This window comes from Paenibacillus paeoniae, assembly GCF_003388735.1.
Taxonomy (GTDB): Bacteria; Bacillota; Bacilli; order Paenibacillales; family Paenibacillaceae; genus Pristimantibacillus; species Pristimantibacillus paeoniae.
Genome location: NZ_QUBQ01000002.1, coordinates 412596 through 431433 on the forward strand (window position 1 = coordinate 412596; position 18838 = coordinate 431433).

General features: G+C 42.1%; 17 protein-coding genes. 7 read left to right on the plus strand and 10 right to left on the minus strand.

What is annotated here, in order from left to right; translation table 11 throughout:
- Positions 1-60 precede the first annotated feature (60 nt).
- Together DX130_RS14185 and DX130_RS14190 are read right to left on the minus strand one after the other, a co-directional pair.
- Positions 61-1002: a carbohydrate ABC transporter permease gene (locus tag DX130_RS14185; protein WP_420818522.1), complete on the minus strand. Its 942-nt coding sequence runs from the start codon at positions 1000-1002 to the stop codon at positions 61-63.
- 34 nt (positions 1003-1036) lie between these two features.
- Positions 1037-2005 carry an ABC transporter permease gene (locus DX130_RS14190; protein WP_116046450.1) on the minus strand — a complete coding sequence of 323 codons (969 nt, stop codon included), beginning with the start codon at positions 2003-2005 and terminating at the stop codon, positions 1037-1039.
- Positions 2006-2287: 282 nt separating this feature from the next.
- Here DX130_RS14190 and DX130_RS14195 point away from each other — a divergent pair, with 282 nt between their 5' ends.
- The 3 genes from DX130_RS14195 to DX130_RS14205 all read left to right on the plus strand — a co-directional run bounded on the left by DX130_RS14195 (position 2288) and on the right by DX130_RS14205 (position 6192).
- The gene (locus DX130_RS14195; RefSeq protein WP_165861284.1) at positions 2288-3871 is read left to right on the plus strand and encodes a response regulator; all 1584 of its coding nucleotides are present in this window, start codon (positions 2288-2290) and stop codon (positions 3869-3871) included.
- Positions 3868-5610 (plus strand): sensor histidine kinase, encoded by a 1743-nt coding sequence (locus tag DX130_RS14200; protein ID WP_116046453.1) that lies wholly within the window; start codon positions 3868-3870, stop codon positions 5608-5610. The genes DX130_RS14195 and DX130_RS14200 overlap by 4 nt, the downstream gene beginning before the upstream one ends.
- 129 nt (positions 5611-5739) lie before the next feature.
- Positions 5740-6192, plus strand: coding sequence for a HEAT repeat domain-containing protein (locus tag DX130_RS14205; RefSeq protein WP_116046455.1), 453 nt, complete (start codon positions 5740-5742; stop codon positions 6190-6192).
- 168 nt (positions 6193-6360) lie between these two features.
- Here DX130_RS14205 and DX130_RS14210 read toward each other — a convergent pair whose 3' ends face one another.
- The 7 genes from DX130_RS14210 to DX130_RS14245 all read right to left on the minus strand — a co-directional run bounded on the left by DX130_RS14210 (position 6361) and on the right by DX130_RS14245 (position 14741).
- A complete protein-coding gene (locus DX130_RS14210) occupies positions 6361-8661 on the minus strand; it encodes a glycoside hydrolase family 97 N-terminal domain-containing protein (RefSeq protein ID WP_116046456.1) in 2301 nt (766 codons plus the stop codon).
- A gap of 422 nt (positions 8662-9083) precedes the next feature.
- The gene (locus DX130_RS14215) at positions 9084-9281 is read right to left on the minus strand and encodes a hypothetical protein (protein ID WP_116046458.1); all 198 of its coding nucleotides are present in this window, start codon (positions 9279-9281) and stop codon (positions 9084-9086) included.
- A gap of 241 nt (positions 9282-9522) precedes the next feature.
- Positions 9523-10932, minus strand: coding sequence for a TQXA domain-containing protein (locus DX130_RS14220; RefSeq protein ID WP_116046460.1), 1410 nt, complete (start codon positions 10930-10932; stop codon positions 9523-9525).
- Positions 10933-11234: 302 nt separating this feature from the next.
- Positions 11235-11861, minus strand: coding sequence for a type 1 glutamine amidotransferase family protein (locus DX130_RS14225; protein ID WP_116046462.1), 627 nt, complete (start codon positions 11859-11861; stop codon positions 11235-11237).
- 109 nt (positions 11862-11970) lie between these two features.
- The gene (locus DX130_RS14230) at positions 11971-12933 is read right to left on the minus strand and encodes a helix-turn-helix transcriptional regulator (RefSeq protein WP_116046463.1); all 963 of its coding nucleotides are present in this window, start codon (positions 12931-12933) and stop codon (positions 11971-11973) included.
- Between the two features lie 277 nt (positions 12934-13210).
- A complete protein-coding gene (locus tag DX130_RS14240) occupies positions 13211-13798 on the minus strand; it encodes a DUF6985 domain-containing protein (RefSeq protein ID WP_240644512.1) in 588 nt (195 codons plus the stop codon).
- Positions 13799-14354: 556 nt separating this feature from the next.
- Positions 14355-14741 carry a MerR family transcriptional regulator gene (locus tag DX130_RS14245; RefSeq protein ID WP_116046464.1) on the minus strand — a complete coding sequence of 129 codons (387 nt, stop codon included), beginning with the start codon at positions 14739-14741 and terminating at the stop codon, positions 14355-14357.
- Positions 14742-14901: 160 nt separating this feature from the next.
- Between DX130_RS14245 and DX130_RS14250 the strand changes: the two genes are divergently transcribed.
- The 3 genes from DX130_RS14250 (at position 14902) to DX130_RS27445 (ending at position 17372) form a co-directional block, all read left to right on the plus strand.
- Entirely contained in the window at positions 14902-15741 is an 840-nt protein-coding gene (locus tag DX130_RS14250; RefSeq protein ID WP_116046466.1) for an oxidoreductase, read from the plus strand.
- Positions 15742-15789: 48 nt separating this feature from the next.
- Positions 15790-16731: an aldo/keto reductase gene (locus DX130_RS14255; RefSeq protein WP_116047203.1), complete on the plus strand. Its 942-nt coding sequence runs from the start codon at positions 15790-15792 to the stop codon at positions 16729-16731.
- A 464-nt stretch (positions 16732-17195) separates the two neighbouring features.
- Positions 17196-17372 (plus strand): LuxR C-terminal-related transcriptional regulator, encoded by a 177-nt coding sequence (locus DX130_RS27445; protein WP_116046468.1) that lies wholly within the window; start codon positions 17196-17198, stop codon positions 17370-17372.
- 10 nt (positions 17373-17382) lie between these two features.
- On the opposite strand, the gene DX130_RS14265 is transcribed toward DX130_RS27445, so the two are convergent.
- Positions 17383-17991, minus strand: coding sequence for a TetR/AcrR family transcriptional regulator (locus DX130_RS14265; RefSeq protein ID WP_116046470.1), 609 nt, complete (start codon positions 17989-17991; stop codon positions 17383-17385).
- A gap of 136 nt (positions 17992-18127) precedes the next feature.
- Between DX130_RS14265 and DX130_RS14270 the strand changes: the two genes are divergently transcribed.
- Positions 18128-18685: a hypothetical protein gene (locus DX130_RS14270; RefSeq protein ID WP_116046472.1), complete on the plus strand. Its 558-nt coding sequence runs from the start codon at positions 18128-18130 to the stop codon at positions 18683-18685.
- Positions 18686-18838: the final 153 nt, after the last annotated feature.

An 18838-nucleotide genomic window follows, 5' to 3' on the forward strand; every position in this document is an offset into this window, starting at 1 on the left:
ACCTGAACCGTATGTCAGATTCGGGATATGGGCGAAAGCACAATCTTTGATTAGTAACGCTTAGCCCTTTACTGCCCCAATAAGCATTCCTTTTAGGAGATACTTTTGCAGTAATGGATACATAAGAATGATGGGCAATGTCGCTACCATCGTAACAGTCATACGGATACTCTCGCTGGATACCGGCATCTTACGCTGTTCATTGGCAAGCTGCTGTGCCGCACTTAACATGTCATTGGTCTGGAATTGATTCAGAATTTTCACCAAAACAGCTGATAACGTTTTCAAATTAGGATTATAGGTGTAAATGTAAGAATCATACCATGCATTCCAATGAACAATAGCTGAAAACAAGGTGATCGTAGCCAGTACCGGAATACATACAGGTATAATGACTTTTAAAAAAATCTGAATGTCATTTGCACCTTCTAGTTGTGCCGCTTCCTCCATTTCTTTGGGCAAACCCTCCATGTAGGTGCGAACTAATATCATCCAAAATATACTCATAATCCCGGGGAAGATAAAAACCCAGAAACTGTCGATCAGATTCAAGCTGCGAACGACCATGTAAGTGGGAATCAATCCGCCGCTGAAATACATCGTAAATACAAAAAATAAATTAATGCTGCGCCAGCCTACCAGTTCTCTTTTACTTAGCGAGTAAGCCAGCATGGAAATGCAAGCCAGCGTAAGAGGCACTCCAATCACCGTTCGAGCGACCGTCACTCCGATGGAATTCAAAATTTCTGAATCCTTCAAAACCGTTTTGTAACTGTCGAGGCTGAATTCGGTTGGCCACAGCATAAATTGTCCGTATGTTGGGTCAGAAGCATCATTCAGGGACAATATGAAAATATGCCAGAACGGAAAGAATGTAACAATGAACAATAACAATAAAAATCCGTAAACGATCATATTCCCCGTAATGGTTGCCAGCGTATAGCGCTGTGACCACTTGCTTCTAGCGCCTGTCTTGTTCCACCGTGCAACTTCATTATTCATTTTTCCATTCCTCTCCCAGCCGTATGCACAATGGTTAGAACAGATGCGTTTGGCCCATTTTTTTAGATATTTGGTTTACCGTTATCACCAGAATAAAGGCTATAACTGATTTGAACATACTTACAGCAGCTGCATAGGAGAACATGCCATTCTGAATGCCATAACGGAACGCATAGGTATCAATGACATCAGAATAGGATCGGTTCAGTGAATTACCAAGTAAGAAATATTGATCAAATCCGGTATTCATCAAGTTGCCGATGTTCAAAATCAACAGAATAATAATGGTAGGCCGCAGCATCGGCAGTAAAATGTGCCAGATTTGCTTCAAACGATTGGCTCCGTCCACTTTCGCAGCTTCGAACAACTCCGTTGGAATGGCAGCGATAGCAGCCATATACATGATGGAATTGTAACCCATATCCTTCCAAGCATTCGAAAGGGCTATAATGATCCAGAACATCTTGCCTTCCTGCATAAACAAAATACCCTGTTCTATAAATCCGATTTTCATCAGCAGCTGATTGACAGGTCCCTCAGCGGACAACAAGGTAATCACAATACTTGCAGCAACAACCCATGAAATAAAAAACGGTAAATAGGAGGCTGTTTGGACCGTCCGTTTGAACCAGGTTATTCTTACTTCATTCAGCATGATGGCAATGATAATAGGAAGAATAAACCCTATCGAGAGCGTTAACACACTCGATACCAACGTATTGCGCATCACGATCCAAAAATCTTGTCCTGAAAAGAAGTATTGGAACCACTGTAATCCCACAAATTCCGCTTTAAAAAGCGAGCCCCAGAAATCCCCTAACGTCGGCTGATAATCTACAAATGCCATGTACAAACCAACCATTGGAGCGTAAGCAAACAATGCTGCCCATACAACTCCCGGAATTAGAAGCAAATAAAAATATCGCTGTCGCACCATTTTTTTAATTGTAGGATGTTTAAGAAACGGAATTTTCTTGTTGCTTCTATCCATCTCAACTTCCATTCTCCCGCCTCCTTATCTCCAATTTAAGTTTATGAATTCATCATATAAAATCTTGTATGGTATCGCTATATCACGATTTTCCGATTTCTATCACAATAAAACGAACTATCACAATAGCAAGTGTTTTAGTTAAAAAGCAACGTCAAATAGCCCCGCCTATTCAATTAGATGAGGGCTAATGTACCCGATCTATTTCAATTGACATTGCCTACATTGGAACTTATACTCTGTTCTAAGCAAAGCTATCATCTATAACGACATATGATTATGCAAGGAGGATCTATGTACACGATTATTTTAGTTGATGACGAACGACTCACTTTAGACACTCTTGCAAATTATATAGATTGGGAACAAATGTCCTGCCGTGTCATTGCCACTGCCAGCAACGGACGAGATGCATGGAGCAAAATAGAGTCCCTGCAACCGGATATTCTCATTACCGACGTGAAAATGCCTGTCATGGACGGCATTGAACTCTGTAAACAAGTTCATACTCGCTTCCCTAACATTCAAATTGTTTTTCTAAGCGGATACAATGAATTTGAATATGCTTGTGCCGCACTGCAACATGGTGCCTGCGGCTATTTGCTGAAGCCCATTGACCACGAAGAACTGGCTGCCACGATGAGGATGGTTCGTCAACGTTGTGAAGAGCAGAAAAATCGATTCAATTCCACCTTATTAACGTCGGGAGAATACCTGCGTGAACTTCTTCAAATCGGGGGTAATCTGCTCTCCGGCTTAGCGGACGAAGTTACTGCTGTATACAACCACTATTTGCATCTTCCTGCGGATAACAAAACATTCCACTTTGTATTTATCAGTATAGACGAATATACTCTGCTCGCAGAGAATCCGCTTGTATTCGACGCGCCTTCCGGTGATTTTTCCACTGTGGAAAGATTAGAATTTTTCATCGCCGGATTGTCCAGCCACTCTCCCGGTGTACTGACCAAACTGCGCGATGGCCAATGGCTTTTCGTCACAAAGGAATCAGACCGTACCGTGTTTACGCATTGGAGAGATCAGTCAGCGAATGCGCAACGTTGGATATCCCTATTCCTGACAGACCACCCGCAAACCCTGCTCTCCTTTACAAAACAATGGCCAAAGATGCTGCAAACACGCAATCAACTGGTTGCTATTCACGGCACAGGACTGATCCATGACAACTGGGAGAACATGCACGCCATATTGCGCAAGGAACCATTTCCCAGAACAGAGCACTTGATTGCCGCCGTGCAACAAAATCGCAGAGACCAAGTGGAAGAATGGCTCCATGACTTTTTTGATGGTGGTCTGCCACCCGGAAATATCAGTCAAGTTTTTGTAGACAGCGTTTCCGTATTTAATGCGGTACTGTCTGCGGTTGCGGCTAACAACCGTCCTTTGCAAGAAATATTTGAAAGCGATTCCAAATTTTTAGAGCGCCTTTCCCTGATGGAAAGCATGCAATCTATGAAGACACACATGCGGCAATTACTGAGCATTATGATGGATGAGCTGGAAGCATCTCCCGTCGATCGACATATCGAGATTGTCAACGAAGTATGTGATATCATACAAAAAAATTATGGAGGGGTGATTTCGATTGATGTGCTTGCTGAACTCATCTACCTTTCACCCAACTATCTCCGAACGATATTTAAAGATGTTACCGGAAAAACATTACTCGAATATGTAACTCAGATCCGCATGGATCATGCTTGCCTCATGCTGCAGGAAACCAATCATAGAATTCATGAGGTTGCCAAACAAGTCGGCTATGAAAGCCCGTCCTATTTCGGCTCTGTCTTTTTCAAACGCACGGGGCTCACCCCTAACCAATACCGTACACACGCCAAAAAGAGACAACGAACATGAAGACATTGAAAAAGCTGTTCAACAATTCGTCTTTGCTGCAGAAGTTGCTGGTCATATTTCTTACCGTCACGATCACCCCACTTATATTTATTACGGTTTTCTTCTATGATCGTACGGAGCAACGGCTGCTCGAATTGACTTATGAAAATATGTCTAGCAGCAACCAACAAATCAGCAGTAATGTCAACGCTCACTTGAATAATCTTCGCCAAATTTCATCTCTGATTTATACAGATGAAACCTTACAAGCCTATCTTACGCAAACTTATACAAATGACTATTCTTTTGTCGAAGCTTACCGATATATCGATGGACTCTTATACAGCTTGCTTACTGCGAACAACAACATTGCCAGCATCAACCTTTATGTAGACAATAAAACGCTTCCGGAGGATGGTCTGTTTCTCAAACATATTACACTTGAAAATTTACCGCTTGAGTACTTAATTCAATTACAACAAACCTACGGCAACAATATATTCAGTAACGTGATTCAGGACAAAAATGGGAAAAATGTGATCTATCTTGGGCGTATTCTCAACTTTAATACACAAAGCCAATTTTACGGCATGGTGACGATCGGTCTTTATGAAGAATTACTCTACAAGTTAATCGAAAAAGAAGAGCAGAACAAAAGTGTCTACTTGCTCAATGAAAAAAATCAAATTATCTCAGCATCTGATAAATCGCTTTTAAACCTGTCATTCAGCGCAGCCATCGGCCCTGAGTTGTCCGTCAATCAAGAGGTTGTCACCATTAACGGAGATCCCCATTTGCTTGTGTATAACACCATGCTTCATGGTTGGAAAACCGTTTCTCTCACACCCATTGACGAAATCATGCGTTCATCTCGTCAAACCGCTATGCAAATTGTTGTCATTGCGCTTTTTAGTCTTGTCTTATCCATCTTAATGATCATTGTCATTGCCAAATACCTTTCGCTCCGCCTGCGTAAATTAAACCGTCAAGCAGCGCAAGTCGAGCAAGGAAATTTCACCCCCTTGCTCACTGATTCCAGCAAGGATGAAATTGGTCAATTAAGCGCGGCTTTCAACAAGATGAGCACACGTCTCAAAGATTTGATTGAAAAGCTGTATGTCAAGGAACTTGCCAAGCGCGATGCGGAACTTTATGCCTTGCAAAGCCAGATCAATCCGCATTTTCTGTACAATACGCTGTCAGGCATTTCCTCTCTCGCCATCCAAAATAATGATATTGAAGTAAGCAAAATTGTAAACCATCTCGCAAGATTTTATCAAACATCGCTAAATATGGGGCATCAATATATTACGCTGGAAAAAGAAATCGCCCTTACCAAGCACTATCTCGCCATCCAGCATATGCGCTTTGAGGATAGCTTTATTGAACGCTGGGAAGTTGACGAAAGCTTGTCAACCTATGAAACGATAAAATTGTTGTTGCAGCCTTTTGTCGAAAACGCCATTAATCACGCCATAGATGATGATCAACAATGTCTGGAAATCTCCATCCGTGTCTACCAATCCATGCACGTTGGTGTCCCAGCGCTCTTACTTGAAGTAGAAGATGACGGTTGCGGAATGTCTTCTGAACAAGTAGAAACACTGTTATCCTCAGAATCGAAAGCAGGATATGGCATCAAAAATGTTCATGAACGTGTGCAGCTTGCTTATGGAGAAAACTACGGTGTAACCATTCATAGTGAAGCTGGATTGGGCACAAAAATTACCATTATGCTGCCTTTGCAACAGCAAAATTGAGTAAATGTGATTTTTAGGCTGGTCAATCGGCTTCATAGGAGTAGTATAGTCAAGTTCGTGCTATAATGGTGTTCACATAACTAACATTCATCATTCTGCCGAGATGGCGATGATTAAGGAGATTAAACGTTGACAAACAACCATAATGCTGGAGCAATTAGCGAACTGCCGGAAAACTTCGAGGAGCTCAAACGAGCTTCCAATCGAACGGGAAGCTGGAGAGAAAGACTGAATGCGGTGAACGAATTAGGGAACTGGGATACAGCCCCTACCATTAAGTTGCTGCAGCATGTATTGACAGGTGATCAAGTGTTCCAGGTACGCGAAGCCGCATACCGCAAGCTGAAGCAGTTGGGTGAAGATGTGCAAATGCCTGCCAAAAATAAGGGCGAGCTGTTTAAAGGCCTCAACAAAATTTTGCTCCGGATTAAGAAAAGCCTACCTGTTGGTCACACCTTCGAGCAATTTAAGGAAAAACTGCAAAAGACGCGTCTGGATATTTATGATACTTACGAGGGCGACAAAGGTGCTGAGTTCGACTCCTGGCTTCGTGAAATTTGGGAGACGCCTGCTAGAAGATAGCCGCCAAGTCGGGGGATATTAGCCCACAACCTGCCTAAAATAATGGCGGGCCTCCGCCTCGCTGCATGCCTGCAAAAGCAGAAACACAAAAAGGCTGGACGGAAAACTTTACGTTTTCTCGTCCAGCTTTTTTATTTTTGGGGCTTATTGGCCCCTTTTGTCAGTTGCCTACGGTATCAGAACTCCGATGTTGTCGATTTCAGCGCCCCAATTCGGATAGGATAACTTAATCGTATTGCTACCGGCGTTCAAGTTCATCGTTGTAACATGACTTCGAACAACATTCCAGCTTCCTGAATCCAGCCTAATTTTAAGTAATGTGTTAGGGCCGCCATTCAGACTGTAGTTGGGCCACCTCTCGCCCACTGCCAGATAATTTATCTTCACTTTGTAAGTACCCGCTGTTGGTACGGTCACATTAAATTCCACAGCGCCTGCATTACTGCCCATGTTGCCAACTTTATAGCCGTTCGAGCAATTGACGCAGCTTACAACATTGGCAGAACCGGTAAGAGTAGCGCTTTCCGCTTCATAGTAAGTATAAGGATCATCAGGCATACTTGGTACGGTAGTCTTTGAAATCAAAACCGCGGCTCCTCCAGTTGCTAGAAGAGGAATCGTCAGCGTTGAAGAGGCTGTCACTGTACTTATTTCTTTAGTGATGGATTCTCCTGTCGCTCCGTCCTTATACACATAAGCCGTGTAGTCGCCCGGATCAAGGTTAAGACTTGAAAGAGGAATCGTTATGGTCCTCGCGCCGACGGTCATCGCCCCGATATACCAATCCGAACCGCTTCGCCTTGCCATAACAGCGTGAGTCCCCGGGAAACCGTCAAGGAGCTTTGTCTCGTCCCATGAGGCAGGCACAACCCGCAGAAGCTCCGTACCTTTCCAATTTGCGTATATGTCTATGGAGTCGGCATAGTTTTGAATTTTGGATTCATACACAACAGACATCGCCAATTGGTGACCCTGTGTTGTGTTTTTGTTCGTGTTGCTAAGAGCAACCGGTGTGTAGTCCATTGAACCCAGCACGTTTCTTGTGAACGGAAGCGTGGTATTGTGTGCAGCGGTTGGAGCCGGCGGCCAATACAATTTATAGCGCTCGGAGCCAAGCACCCCTTCCGAACTTATGACATTAGGCCAAGTACGCTCTTCTCCGCCCGGTTTTGTGGAGTTGTGGAAATATACCATAAGCTTAAGCTCCGCAGCATAATCAGCTACCGTCTCCAGAAAGCTCATTCCGACCTGCGATTCATTAGCCGTCATGTCCACTTTTACTCCTTTAATGCCCCAGCTCGCCCATTTACGCAGATTCATCCTGCTCGCGCCATATGGGGTATGGACATACGGACTTGCCCATATGAATATGCCCACATCCTTTGTCGCGGCGTATTGGACTAGATCCTCGATCGTACCGTCAGTCCATTTCACCCATCCGGCGTCAACGGAAACATAATCCCATCCCATTGAAGCTGCGAAATCCACATAATCTTTTTGTCGTTCGTAGGAATAAGGCACTTCACGATAGCCTTCAGGCACATTCGGGTCGCCGTAATAATCCTCGCTCCACCAAGACCATGCTGAGATACCCGGTTTTATCCAACTGGTGTCATCGATTTTTGACTCCGGGTTCAGGTTTTGCACCAGGGTTGAATTGACCAGATCATTCAGATTGTCAGTGACTATCACTGCCCGATAGGGACTCTGAAAAGGCAAAGCAACCTGAATCTGTGTTCCATACAAAGCTTGGTCGGCACCGCAGGAAAATCTCATGTTCTGTCCTGCGCTCCCGGTGAGAATCGAGGGGCAATAAGTCCCGTCAGCGTTAAATACATTCGCTTCGGTAAATAAAGCCCAATAAGAGTTGTTGTTAATCGAGGCCAAAAAAGGCATTGAAATCGTACTGGTATTTAACGCTGTGGGACTGTAATACTGCCAAGTTCCCTCGTAAGTATTTACTGGCGGGTGACCCCATCCGCCTGTCCCGTTAGGGAAATTGTATTCGGTATATTCCTTCTCGATGAAAGCCTCTCCCATCCCAGGAATAGCGTATCTGAAACCGAATCCATCATCATATACCCTCATGTATATGATAAGCTGAGCCGAGCCTTTCGACACGGCATATTCCCTTTGTACCGCGTTATCTTGGTTTTCACTTTTTTTGCCGCCCGGTATAGAATAAGTATTGTTCCAAGAGGTTGTGCTGGTGGATACGAATGACATTCCCGAGTAGAAGTCCGTATCGCTGGTCTTTAGGCCCAACCGCGATTTTTCGACGATTGTCGCACCATTTTTTGTAATGGTGTAGTATAATCCCCCACCTTCCAAGTACATAGTCGCCGTGAGTGAGCCATCAGGCGAGGATGTGGAGTACTCCGTTCCTGTATCAATGGCAAAGGCTGAAGGAACAAACGTAAAGATCATAGTCAATACTAGTATGAGACTTACTGCTTTCTTAAATGACATTCTTTTTCCTCCTCAATTAATCGCTCAAAGCTAAAGAAGTACCAAAACCAATCGAACCGTGCAAACTTGCTGCTAAGAAAGACCAGATTTTTCGGAAGCTTGGCTGATCATCTACGAATGCCCTATAAAGTCAAAGCATCGGTCCGTAGGAAAGTAATTTTGTTAGGTTGTTTTGCAAGGGTTAGTTGGGCAAGCGCTTTCATTTTTACCCCCTCCTTTTCACACCTAAGACCGATCACCTAACTCTATTATCGGTGGAACAAAGAGAGAGATTCCATAATAATTTCCTCTGAAATCTATCGGAAACGAACAATCTTATATGAGCGTTAGATGTTAATTGACATGAATTCTGGGGAAATAGAAAGACAGCCCTCATGAATGCAAGGCTGTCTTCGCCGTTTAATATGTTATTTCATTAACAATTATCCTTTAATAACTTCAACCTTTTTAGCTCCTGCTGACTTCTCCAACACTATCGTAGTCTGATTTGTAGCAGACTGATCCGTTGCTGAAACTGTTGTTTTACTTTGAACATTAAGTATGCTGCCTGTAACCAGTATAGACACGACTAGAGCCGTGCTGAGGGCTATGGAAAACCTATTTCTATTGCGATTGACCATGACCATACCTCCAATATCTACTATTTGATAAGCGGCACAAGCTATTTGGTGATTATATTATAACGCACTGAAAGTGGTTGTAAAAGGTTTTTTTTCCTTAAGAAGGGTTTAATGCAGGAGGATCTTTGAGCTTTGCTAAGCCTGTAACTTGACATCAATTCTGCCATTACTTCAAGGTCTCTAGTTCCATCAGTTCTCTTTCGAGTAGCTTTCGGCTATTTTTTCAAAGCACATCATTTATTCAACCTCTACCCACGCTATCTCCTCTTCTTAATAACCACAAAGCTGCGACAATAAATACCGCTCCTACAACATAAAATAAAGCTTTACTTGCCTCACCCGTTTTAGGAAGGACGTTTATTTCTTCCTGCTCGATTGTCAGTGCAGATTGTGTTGGCGTTGGTATTGGCTCTTCTACTAGTTCTGCTTCTTCTGTTAGCGTTGGCGTTGGTGTTGGTGTTAGCTCTTCCACTATTTCTGGTTCTTCTGTTGGCGTTGGTGTTGGTGTTGGCTCTCCTACTAGTTCTGGTTCTTCTGTTGGTGTCGGTGTTGGCGTTGGTGTCGGTGTTGGCGTTGGTGTTGGTGTTGGCGTCGGTGTTGGCGTCGGCGTTGGCGTCGGCGTTGGCGTTGGCGTCACGGGAATATTAAAGTTCAATAGCATATTCCTTTGCACATCCAATACATTGACTGCGAACGCACCTAAATCTTGAACATCATCGGCATATTTCACTGACGAAGTGACGAACACATCGTTGACAGATTGACGCAGCATAAATTGGAGTCCAATATCTACATTCGAAGCCGTATTATCATAATCACCGTTAGCGATTGTAATCGTAATCGTCCTACTGTCAGGACTTACATTGTTGTACATTGATTCAACTACAGTGGCATTTGGATATCTAGCCCCCGTAGCACTATCTAGTTGGACTGATGGTAAAATGACAGTTCCATCATAGTTCTTCTCTGTCGCTTTATAAGATACCGATACAACAAGGTTATCACTCGCATCAAATGATAATTGCTGATCAAATACATTTACATCCGTTTCTGCATACGTTGGACCCATAGGATTTAAACTGATGTAGTAATTAAACAAATCCTCTCCCGCTTGTGTTGGCGGAAAATGCTGAATACGCCAGTTAGCCAAAGTTGCTCCATTCGTGTAATGCCAAATGGCAAATTGCGTGGCCCGAAGTGCCATGCTGTCGTCCAAACCAGTAATACCAGTGGCCGCTTGTATATCTGCAACACTTTTCGTTGGAAAACCATTGAGTAGAATCGCTCTTATCATATCCCCATTAATCGCCCTTCCGTTAATGGAGTAGTTATTAATTTCTTCAAGAGGCGAAAAGAACTCTTCATCGGCACGATAACCGTGAAGATATTTCGTAAGTGGATAATCACTCGACCTATCAAAGCAATAAGCTAAAATGCCGTCAGGAAGACCTGCTCCGTTCGGCCTTCTTTCATAAACCCCGTTATTATTTTCAGCTAAAACAATGATAGGGTACATTAGCACATCAGGAAACCAATACTCTACGACCTCAAACTTATCAACAGCTTGAGGAGCTGCTTGGATAAATTGAAATGAGGTTGATCCTAGTAGAATAATCAGAAATACGGTTAACTTCACTTTTATGTTACTCATTTGACAGCTCTCCCTTCTATGATCATAGTAAATAACAGAACACTTCTAGAAAGTGTTCTGTTATTATTTATATCGGTTATCGATATCGTTTTTTGAATGCTTTTATCGAATATGATTAACAATTAATGGTTTGATATGTATTCCACCTTCTTCGATATTCCAAAAAATACAAATAACACACGGACTAATTGAAGTTGCTAATGGAAGTAAACCAATTCATTGCTATGCTGGGATGCGGCTCTGAACTACTTGCTCACGAGCGATACACTGCACTTCACATGTGTTGTTGTATCCCTATGCTGTCATTGGATTGAGCTCATTAGCTCGTAGAAGTATTTAGGTTCATGAGTTTTGTTAAGACGATACCAAGCGTCTAATGTTTTGGGAGAACATACATCTAGCACTTTTAAAACATGAACAGAAAATTCTAATGGAGCTACTCCGGATGCAGTGACCAATCTCTCATCGGTGACAGCAGATTCCATCTTGTAATATTCTTCGCCCGTGTAAGAATGACAAATCATTTTAAGGTAGGCCAAATCATTGCTTGTGTGCCAACGTGAATCTAACAATCCTGCTTGAGCAAGTCCTATGGTAGCACCGCAAATTGCTCCAACTACTATCCCTTCCTTTAAACACATCTCGGCAATTTTTAATATGGGTGCGTGAACAGCTTCTGTCCATGTATTTCCACCAGGTAAAATTAGGGCATCTATGCTTTTAATGCTGCACTCATCCACTTTAACATCAGGCATTATTTTCAATCCGCCCATTGTAGTTACTGGAGTCTTTTCTAATCCAACGGTGACTATTTTTACTGGAGCCAGCCCCTGTCTGAAGTATCTTCCAGAGTTCAGTTCGGCGGTTAAATAACCGATTTCCCAATCGGACATGGTATCAAACACATAAAGATATACTTTACTATTCATTTTCAGCTCTCCTCATAAAGTTCGTTAGGTAACAGCAACCTTTCATCTATAATGAGTGGTTATCTTTATAATAAAACAACTTCACTGACAGCTACTGTCAGTGAAGTTGTTACGCTTGATAATATTCCATGATCTCTGAAGCAACAGCCACAAGCTTATCCTTTAGACTTTGTGGTTCAATTACTTTAATGGATTTCCCGTAAGATAAAATCATGTAAGGCATATGTGCATACATTATTTCTTCCTCTAGTAAAAAGTTTGCTTGCGTTGAAGTTCGCTCTTGCAAATGATGCTCTAAAAACCAATGCATGCATAAATCATCTAACGCCTCTTCCCTGCCACTTATAATTACGGAAACTAATCCCGATTTACCTAGTACTTCTGGCAACAGATTTTTCATAAAAAAAGTACGCGCTGAAAACTCATTGGGACGCCTAAATGAGAATGACGTGCGTGTGATGTTCAGAATTCGTTCTGCCCTAAAGCTGCGAATCTCATTCCGTAAGTGGCAAAATGCAACGGTGTACCACTTATTGTTCCAGTTAACCACACCATAGGGGTCTATTACCCTATTTTGAGATTGCTTATCACGACTGTTGCGATAAGAAATTTCTACAGACCATTCATTTGCTACAGCGTGCTCCAATTCCAATAATACCGGCTGCACCGCAGGATATCCCCTGCGGTTTATGACTTCAAATCCAGCTATATGATGGCTTAATATACTTTCCTGCTCCTGATTCGAATACATTTTTAACTTGGATGTTGCATTCTCTAATGTCTCACTCAAAGGATATCCAGCTTCTTTTGCAAATAGTGCAGCATGAAGCAGTGTCTTTTTTTCATCCATACTAAATAGCAGGGGAGATTTGATAAATTTGTGCAGTAAGCTATATCCGCCATTGTGACCTGCGTCAGATATGATAGGGACACCACTGGCACATAGAGCATCAATGTAACGATAAACTGTCCTTATATTTATCTCTAACTTTTCGGATATTTGTTTTGCCGTCCATTTCTCTCCTGAATTCAACATCCATAGAATAGTTAGCATATTATCGTTTTTTGGCATAACATAACCCTCACCTTTGATTAACACTATACTTAAATTCTAACAAATACTTTAACACACGGAACGCCCCAATGTTGAAAAACGCAGCCCCGACGGACTACGTGCGTTTATCGTGTATGGTCGACCTTAGCGGGATCGAACCCCTGACCTCATCGCTGCCAGCGAAGCTCTCTCAGCTGAGTTAAGTCTTCTAAACCTTCATCAACATTACATTTGAGCGAACCTGTTACATCTCATTTTCGAACCATCAATATGACCGCATGATTATGGTCTGCACCTAGTCGTTTTCTTTCCAAATTGCATGTTCCCCATAACCTAGAAACTCACGTACTTCAAGAACTTCCTTGGCTTTGATAATAATTTCAATACCATCTTCAAAATCCCATTCCATACCAGCCGAAACGCTTGCTCCAAATAGGGGATCATTTTTATCATAAGGATTTCTGTAGATATAAATATCGCTTACTGAAATAAAACGTAGGATATCTCTGCCTTGAGCATCCGCCAAACCATTTGGACATTTCATATCTGGATAACAATCTGTCAGTATATGATCTTTCCAAACGCACATTTTTTCACATAATTCGTCGACCGTTTCATCGGGTAAATGATTTAAAAAATTTTCGATATAAGACTCCGCTTCGTCTAAACTCATGTCCTCCTCTCTAAAATGGTATTCAATGCGTTCATTAGACAAAACAAACAAGCCGAATCCTGAAGTAGCTTCTCCGTTTGATGCGTAAATGTCATCCTCTTTTCCAACATTCTCTAAATGAAATTTTCTATTAATCGGATATTCCCTCCAAAAATAATAGTAGCGATAAAACGATAACTGATGGAAACTACTTTGCAGTAGATTCGACATTCTCATTTATACCCCTTTAGGCTGTGAGATGACTTTGATTGCTATTCACAACTACTCTCTCACCAGCAACACACAGCACTCTACATGGGATGAGTGCTTATATTTGAAAAGCCATCTGTGATTTTCAGCAGGGAAATCTGGCGCCGAACCACTTGTTGGACGTTAAGGATCACTTTATAGGCACTTGTTGAGGAATTCCTGCCAAATAGCCTTTTATGACAGAGTTGATCATTTCAGTGACAAGTTGACAACATAATATGATATCCGTTTCCCGGAGAATGCCCTGTTTCTGACCCTGTTCAAGGATTGAGAAAATTCCGATGGCTGAGGGAACGAGAAAGGGCGAAGCTATATCACAGATGGAACCTCCAATTATTGGCTAGCTCAAAACGCTCCCTTTCTCACACGAAAATTTACGGCCATCATGACCGAGCTAATGACGCGTCCTGCTTCATCTAAGAATGCCGTTTCAATACTAGCTTCGGGTAAATCCAAATCGCTTGTTTGGTAGAAGCAGACTCGATAATAATCGCTAGATGCTATTTTTTGCATAACATCACAAAGTGCAAGACGACCTTTCCAATTCTTCCAATTGTACGTCATACAATGCCATTTTGTAGTTGATTCTTCCTAAGGTTTTAATTAACTGATGTATTTGTTCCTCGACTTTTACTTTGTGATCGTTCATTATCTCTTTTCGCTTTTTTAGAGTACTATCCCCTTCTTTATATAAATCTACATATAGTTTTAATTCAGCTAAAGGTATTCCAGTCGAACGCAGCGCCAAAATTGTTTCTATCCACTCAATACTTGACTCGCCAAACATTCGGATTCCTTGTTCAGTTCGTTCTGCATAAGGCAGGACTCCCTGTTTTTCATAGAAACGCAGTGTATGAGCTGTTATCCCTGTTCTTGTTGAAATATCCTTGATGGTATAGGCCATTTATTTATCACACTCCTTAATAGTTATAGTTACTCTAACAAATTTTACACTTTTATGACTATTTACTCAACGATAATGGCCTATTTGACTTAGACAATACTTTAACAGATATGATTATAAAGAATCCAAAACAAGGATCAGGAAAGGGAGATGAAGAATTTTGAGCAGTAATAAGATTTGGTTTGTAACCGGTGCTTCCAAGGGAATGGGATTGACACTAGTCAGAAAGCTATTAGAGCAAGGATATAAAGTAGCTGCAACCTCAAGAACCAAAGCTGACTTGGAAAAAGTAGTCGGAAGCCATGATCGCTTTCTTCCTATAAACCTCGACCTATCAGATGAGAAGGAAGTCCAAACAGCCATTTCTGCAACAATTGAACATTTTGGCGGGCTTGATGTCGTCGTCAATAACGCCGGTTATGGTCAAATAGGATTTATTGAGGAGGTTCCGGATGAATTAGTCCGTAAAAACTTTGAAATTAATGTGTTTGGTACACTTAACGTTTTACGGCAAGCACTCCCTCAATTGCGAAAGCAAAGATCTGGGCATATTATTAACTTCTCTTCCGTAGGTGGTTTTTATGGCTTTGCGGGAGGTGGTATTTATGGAGCAACTAAATTTGCCGTAGATGGGATTAGTGAGGCACTGTCTCAAGAGCTTCAGCCATTCGGAATTCATGTAACTGCCATTAAACCAGGGTATTTTCGTACGAATTTCCTCTCTGAGGGCTCAATTAGTGGAACTACCACAAACCTAATTGACGATTATAAAACCATGCGGGATGGACAAGAAGCTTTTCTGAAAGATTTTGATAAGAACCAACCCGGTGATCCAGAAAAAGCGATGGATGTATTGATCAAAGTAACAGAGTCAGAGCATCCACCCGTACATCTTTTCCTTGGACAGGATGCCTATGATGTAGCTAACAATAAAATCGTAAATGTTCAAAAAGATTTGACTGAATGGGAAACTCTTGGTACATCCACAGATTTTATTTAATTACCAAATTATTATTTCTAGGAGGTAGACTGGATGAGTTCGGAAGCTATACAGAAAAGAACGCTTGGGCGTGAGGGATTAGAGGTTTCAGCATTGGGCCTTGGAACCATGATGATGCCGAATAACGAGGAATCGGTTCGCGTGATTCATGAGGCGCTGGATATCGGCGTCACTATGTTTGACACAGCGGATATTTATGGTGAATTTTCTCAGCAGCGGTTTGGAGAAAACGAGAAGCTGGTAGGGCGAGCGCTTAAGAATAGACGGGATAAAGCGGTAATTGCCACGAAATTTGGTGTAACGCATACCCAGGGGCCCAAAGGTGATCGGGCGTATATCAAAAAATCTGTGGATGCTAGCTTATACCATCTCGGATTGGATTACATCGACCTCTATTACCAACACCGCTACGATCCGAATACCCCTATTGAAGAAACCATTGGAACGATGGCCGACTTGGTCAAAGATGGGAAAATTCGTTTTATCGGTCTATCCGAAGCACCTGCTGATATCATCCGTCGTGCGCATGCCATTCATCCCATTACTGCAGTGGAAACGGAGTATTCTTTATGGAGTAGAGAAGTGGAAGATGAAGTGCTTCCGGTTCTCAAAGAATTGGGAATTGGCTTTGTACCTTATAGTCCGCTGGGACGGGGATTCCTAACAGGACAAATTAAGAAGTTCGAGGATTTGGCAGAGGATGATTATAGGCGGCATTATGAACGGTTCCAAGGCGATAACTTCATTAAAAATGTGGAAGTCGCAACGCTGATTGAAGAGATGGCTTCAAAAAAAAGGTGTACATCTGCTCAACTTGCATTGGCATGGCTGCTCGCCCAAGGAGACTTCATTGTGCCAATCCCTGGTACAAAGCGAATAGATCGGGTGAAGGAGAATCTTGACGCTCTGCAGGTTCAACTTACTCCAGCGGATTTCGAAGAAATTGATCGTATTTCTCCAAAAGGCTTCGCTGCCGGGGGGCGTTTCTAAATTTATAGTAGCCATTCATGCGCTAACATTGCTTATCAAAAAAACTCCTATATAGGAGTTTTTTTGATTTTTACAAACACATTCAAGATGAGTCGCCAATTACTATAGAGGCAGGTCCGAAGTACTGCTAATAGGATCATCTCCACCTTGTAATGTTTCCATTTGAATAAATTATCTTACGATCCCATACTGTTTCCCATCCGTTGATTTCCTATCCATTATCGCCGCTTAGCCCACAGTTTCAATGAACTGACTTATAGACGTGTTGAGCAATACTGCCACACCTCATTTTCCAACCATCAATATTAAGCACTCCACATGTGTTGTATGCTTAATATAAAAAAATTGCAAGGGGGCAACTTAAGCCACATTAACAAAGGATTTTTGAAATTTTATTGGATGACAGAAATACGGTAAATGCTGTTTTATCAGTACCTACCGTATTCATGTAATATGAAACTACTATGTTAGACCTTGCAATCAGCCAACTAAGACTTGCAGAGCTGAATCGGATTTTAACCCGTACCGAAAAAGTGGTGCTGAATCTTCTAGTCAAAGGTTACACAAGAAACCAAATTACGGAAGCATTGAACATGTCGCCAAATACCGTTAGGTTCCATGTGCGGGGATTGTTCAGTTAAAGAAAAATGTTTATCTTTCAAGAAGAAAAGATTCTTCAGTACAGATAGATTTCATATGATAGGTCACCACATTTACGATTCGTTCATAATCTACTCGCTTCGTATCCAGCAATGCGTGCAGCGCTATGCCATCAATAAAAGCGTATAACCGTTCCGTCTCCAGTGTATAGTCAAGTTCAGGCCGCAGCAATCCCGACTCTTTCAAGCTATGAAGCAGACGCTCAACAAGGTCCTGCACGCCATCGTGCTGCGCGTCATATGTGGTGCCACTGCTTCTATAATGAGCTGTGAATGCAAACCACACCTCCATTTCTGCCAGCTTGTTGTCATCTGTAGGTAACAGTTCCAGCAAAATCCGCAGCACCTTTTGAAACAGCGGCATGTCTATAGAGACAAGTTCATTAATACGAACTGTTGCCCGCTCCTTCACCAACCTCATGGAAAAATTAAGCAACTCATCCTGGGTCGAGAAATAATGGCGCAAGGCGCCAAGCGACAAGCCCGACTCCTGAGCAATATTTCTAACGGTCGCTCCTTTCATGCCCATCTGTCTGATAATACGCAAAGTAGCCTCGGCAATTAGTAATCTTCTTTGATCGTGATCTACAATTTTTGTCATGTCTCCATTGTAGCAAAGGTAACTTTTACACACAACTAAATAATACAGTTGTATTATTTGAGTGCAGATGATATACTTTTTTCAATTCAAATAATACACGTGTATTAATCGTGTGTATTATGATAGGGGTGTTTTATTGAATTTTGTTGCTTGGATGATTGTGTCATGCGAGGTTGCTTTCTGGGTTGTCATCATTCTAGGTTTAACGGTACGGTACCTGCTGCGCAAGGAACGATTAGGCTTCCTTCTGCTTGCGTTTACTCCCATAATTGATTTAATTCTGCTTATTATTACAGGATTTGACCTGTATCGTGGCTCTATTGCAACACCCGCGCATGCGATTGCAGCCGTCTATATCGGTGTATCCATCGTTTTCGGCAAAAGCATAATTGCATGGGCAGACGAACGATTCCGCTACTATATCGTCAAACAGGGAGATAAACCGATCAAACGCTATGGGAATGACTATGCACGTCATTATTTAAAGAGCTGGCTCAAACATGTTCTTGCGTACGCAATTGGTATAGGCTGCCTGTTCGGACTCATTTACCTAGTTCAGGACCCGGAACGAACCGAAGCACTAACGAGTACGATACGTTGGTGGTCACGGGTATTGGGCATCGATCTGTTAATTACCATCGCCTATTTTGTTTGGCCCAAAAAAGCACCTATCCGGCATAAAAACAATGACTGAAAATGACTGATGTCACTTTAGTTTGGCGCATCACAATTTATATGAAAGGAAGTAGATACAATGAGCAAAAGCAGTATTGAGTTTATTTGGGGTACAATCTTTCTCATCACTGGTACGATACTCCAATTTATGCCAAAAAAAAAAAACGAAAGC

Coding starts and splice junctions, on each gene's coding strand:
- DX130_RS14215 (WP_116046458.1), bottom strand. CDS start 9,281: ATGGTCAATCGCAATAGAAATAGGTTTTCCATAGCCCTCAGCACGGCT.
- DX130_RS14265 (WP_116046470.1), bottom strand. CDS start 17,991: ATGACAAAAATTGTAGATCACGATCAAAGAAGATTACTAATTGCCGAG.
- DX130_RS14195 (WP_165861284.1), top strand. CDS start 2,288: ATGTACACGATTATTTTAGTTGATGACGAACGACTCACTTTAGACACT.
- DX130_RS14230 (WP_116046463.1), bottom strand. CDS start 12,933: ATGCCAAAAAACGATAATATGCTAACTATTCTATGGATGTTGAATTCA.
- DX130_RS14185 (WP_420818522.1), bottom strand. CDS start 1,002: ATGAATAATGAAGTTGCACGGTGGAACAAGACAGGCGCTAGAAGCAAG.
- DX130_RS14210 (WP_116046456.1), bottom strand. CDS start 8,661: ATGTCATTTAAGAAAGCAGTAAGTCTCATACTAGTATTGACTATGATC.
- DX130_RS27445 (WP_116046468.1), top strand. CDS start 17,196: ATGTTAGACCTTGCAATCAGCCAACTAAGACTTGCAGAGCTGAATCGG.
- DX130_RS14225 (WP_116046462.1), bottom strand. CDS start 11,861: ATGAATAGTAAAGTATATCTTTATGTGTTTGATACCATGTCCGATTGG.
- DX130_RS14190 (WP_116046450.1), bottom strand. CDS start 2,005: ATGGAAGTTGAGATGGATAGAAGCAACAAGAAAATTCCGTTTCTTAAA.
- DX130_RS14220 (WP_116046460.1), bottom strand. CDS start 10,932: ATGAGTAACATAAAAGTGAAGTTAACCGTATTTCTGATTATTCTACTA.
- DX130_RS14240 (WP_240644512.1), bottom strand. CDS start 13,798: ATGTCGAATCTACTGCAAAGTAGTTTCCATCAGTTATCGTTTTATCGC.
- DX130_RS14245 (WP_116046464.1), bottom strand. CDS start 14,741: ATGGCCTATACCATCAAGGATATTTCAACAAGAACAGGGATAACAGCT.
- DX130_RS14200 (WP_116046453.1), top strand. CDS start 3,868: ATGAAGACATTGAAAAAGCTGTTCAACAATTCGTCTTTGCTGCAGAAG.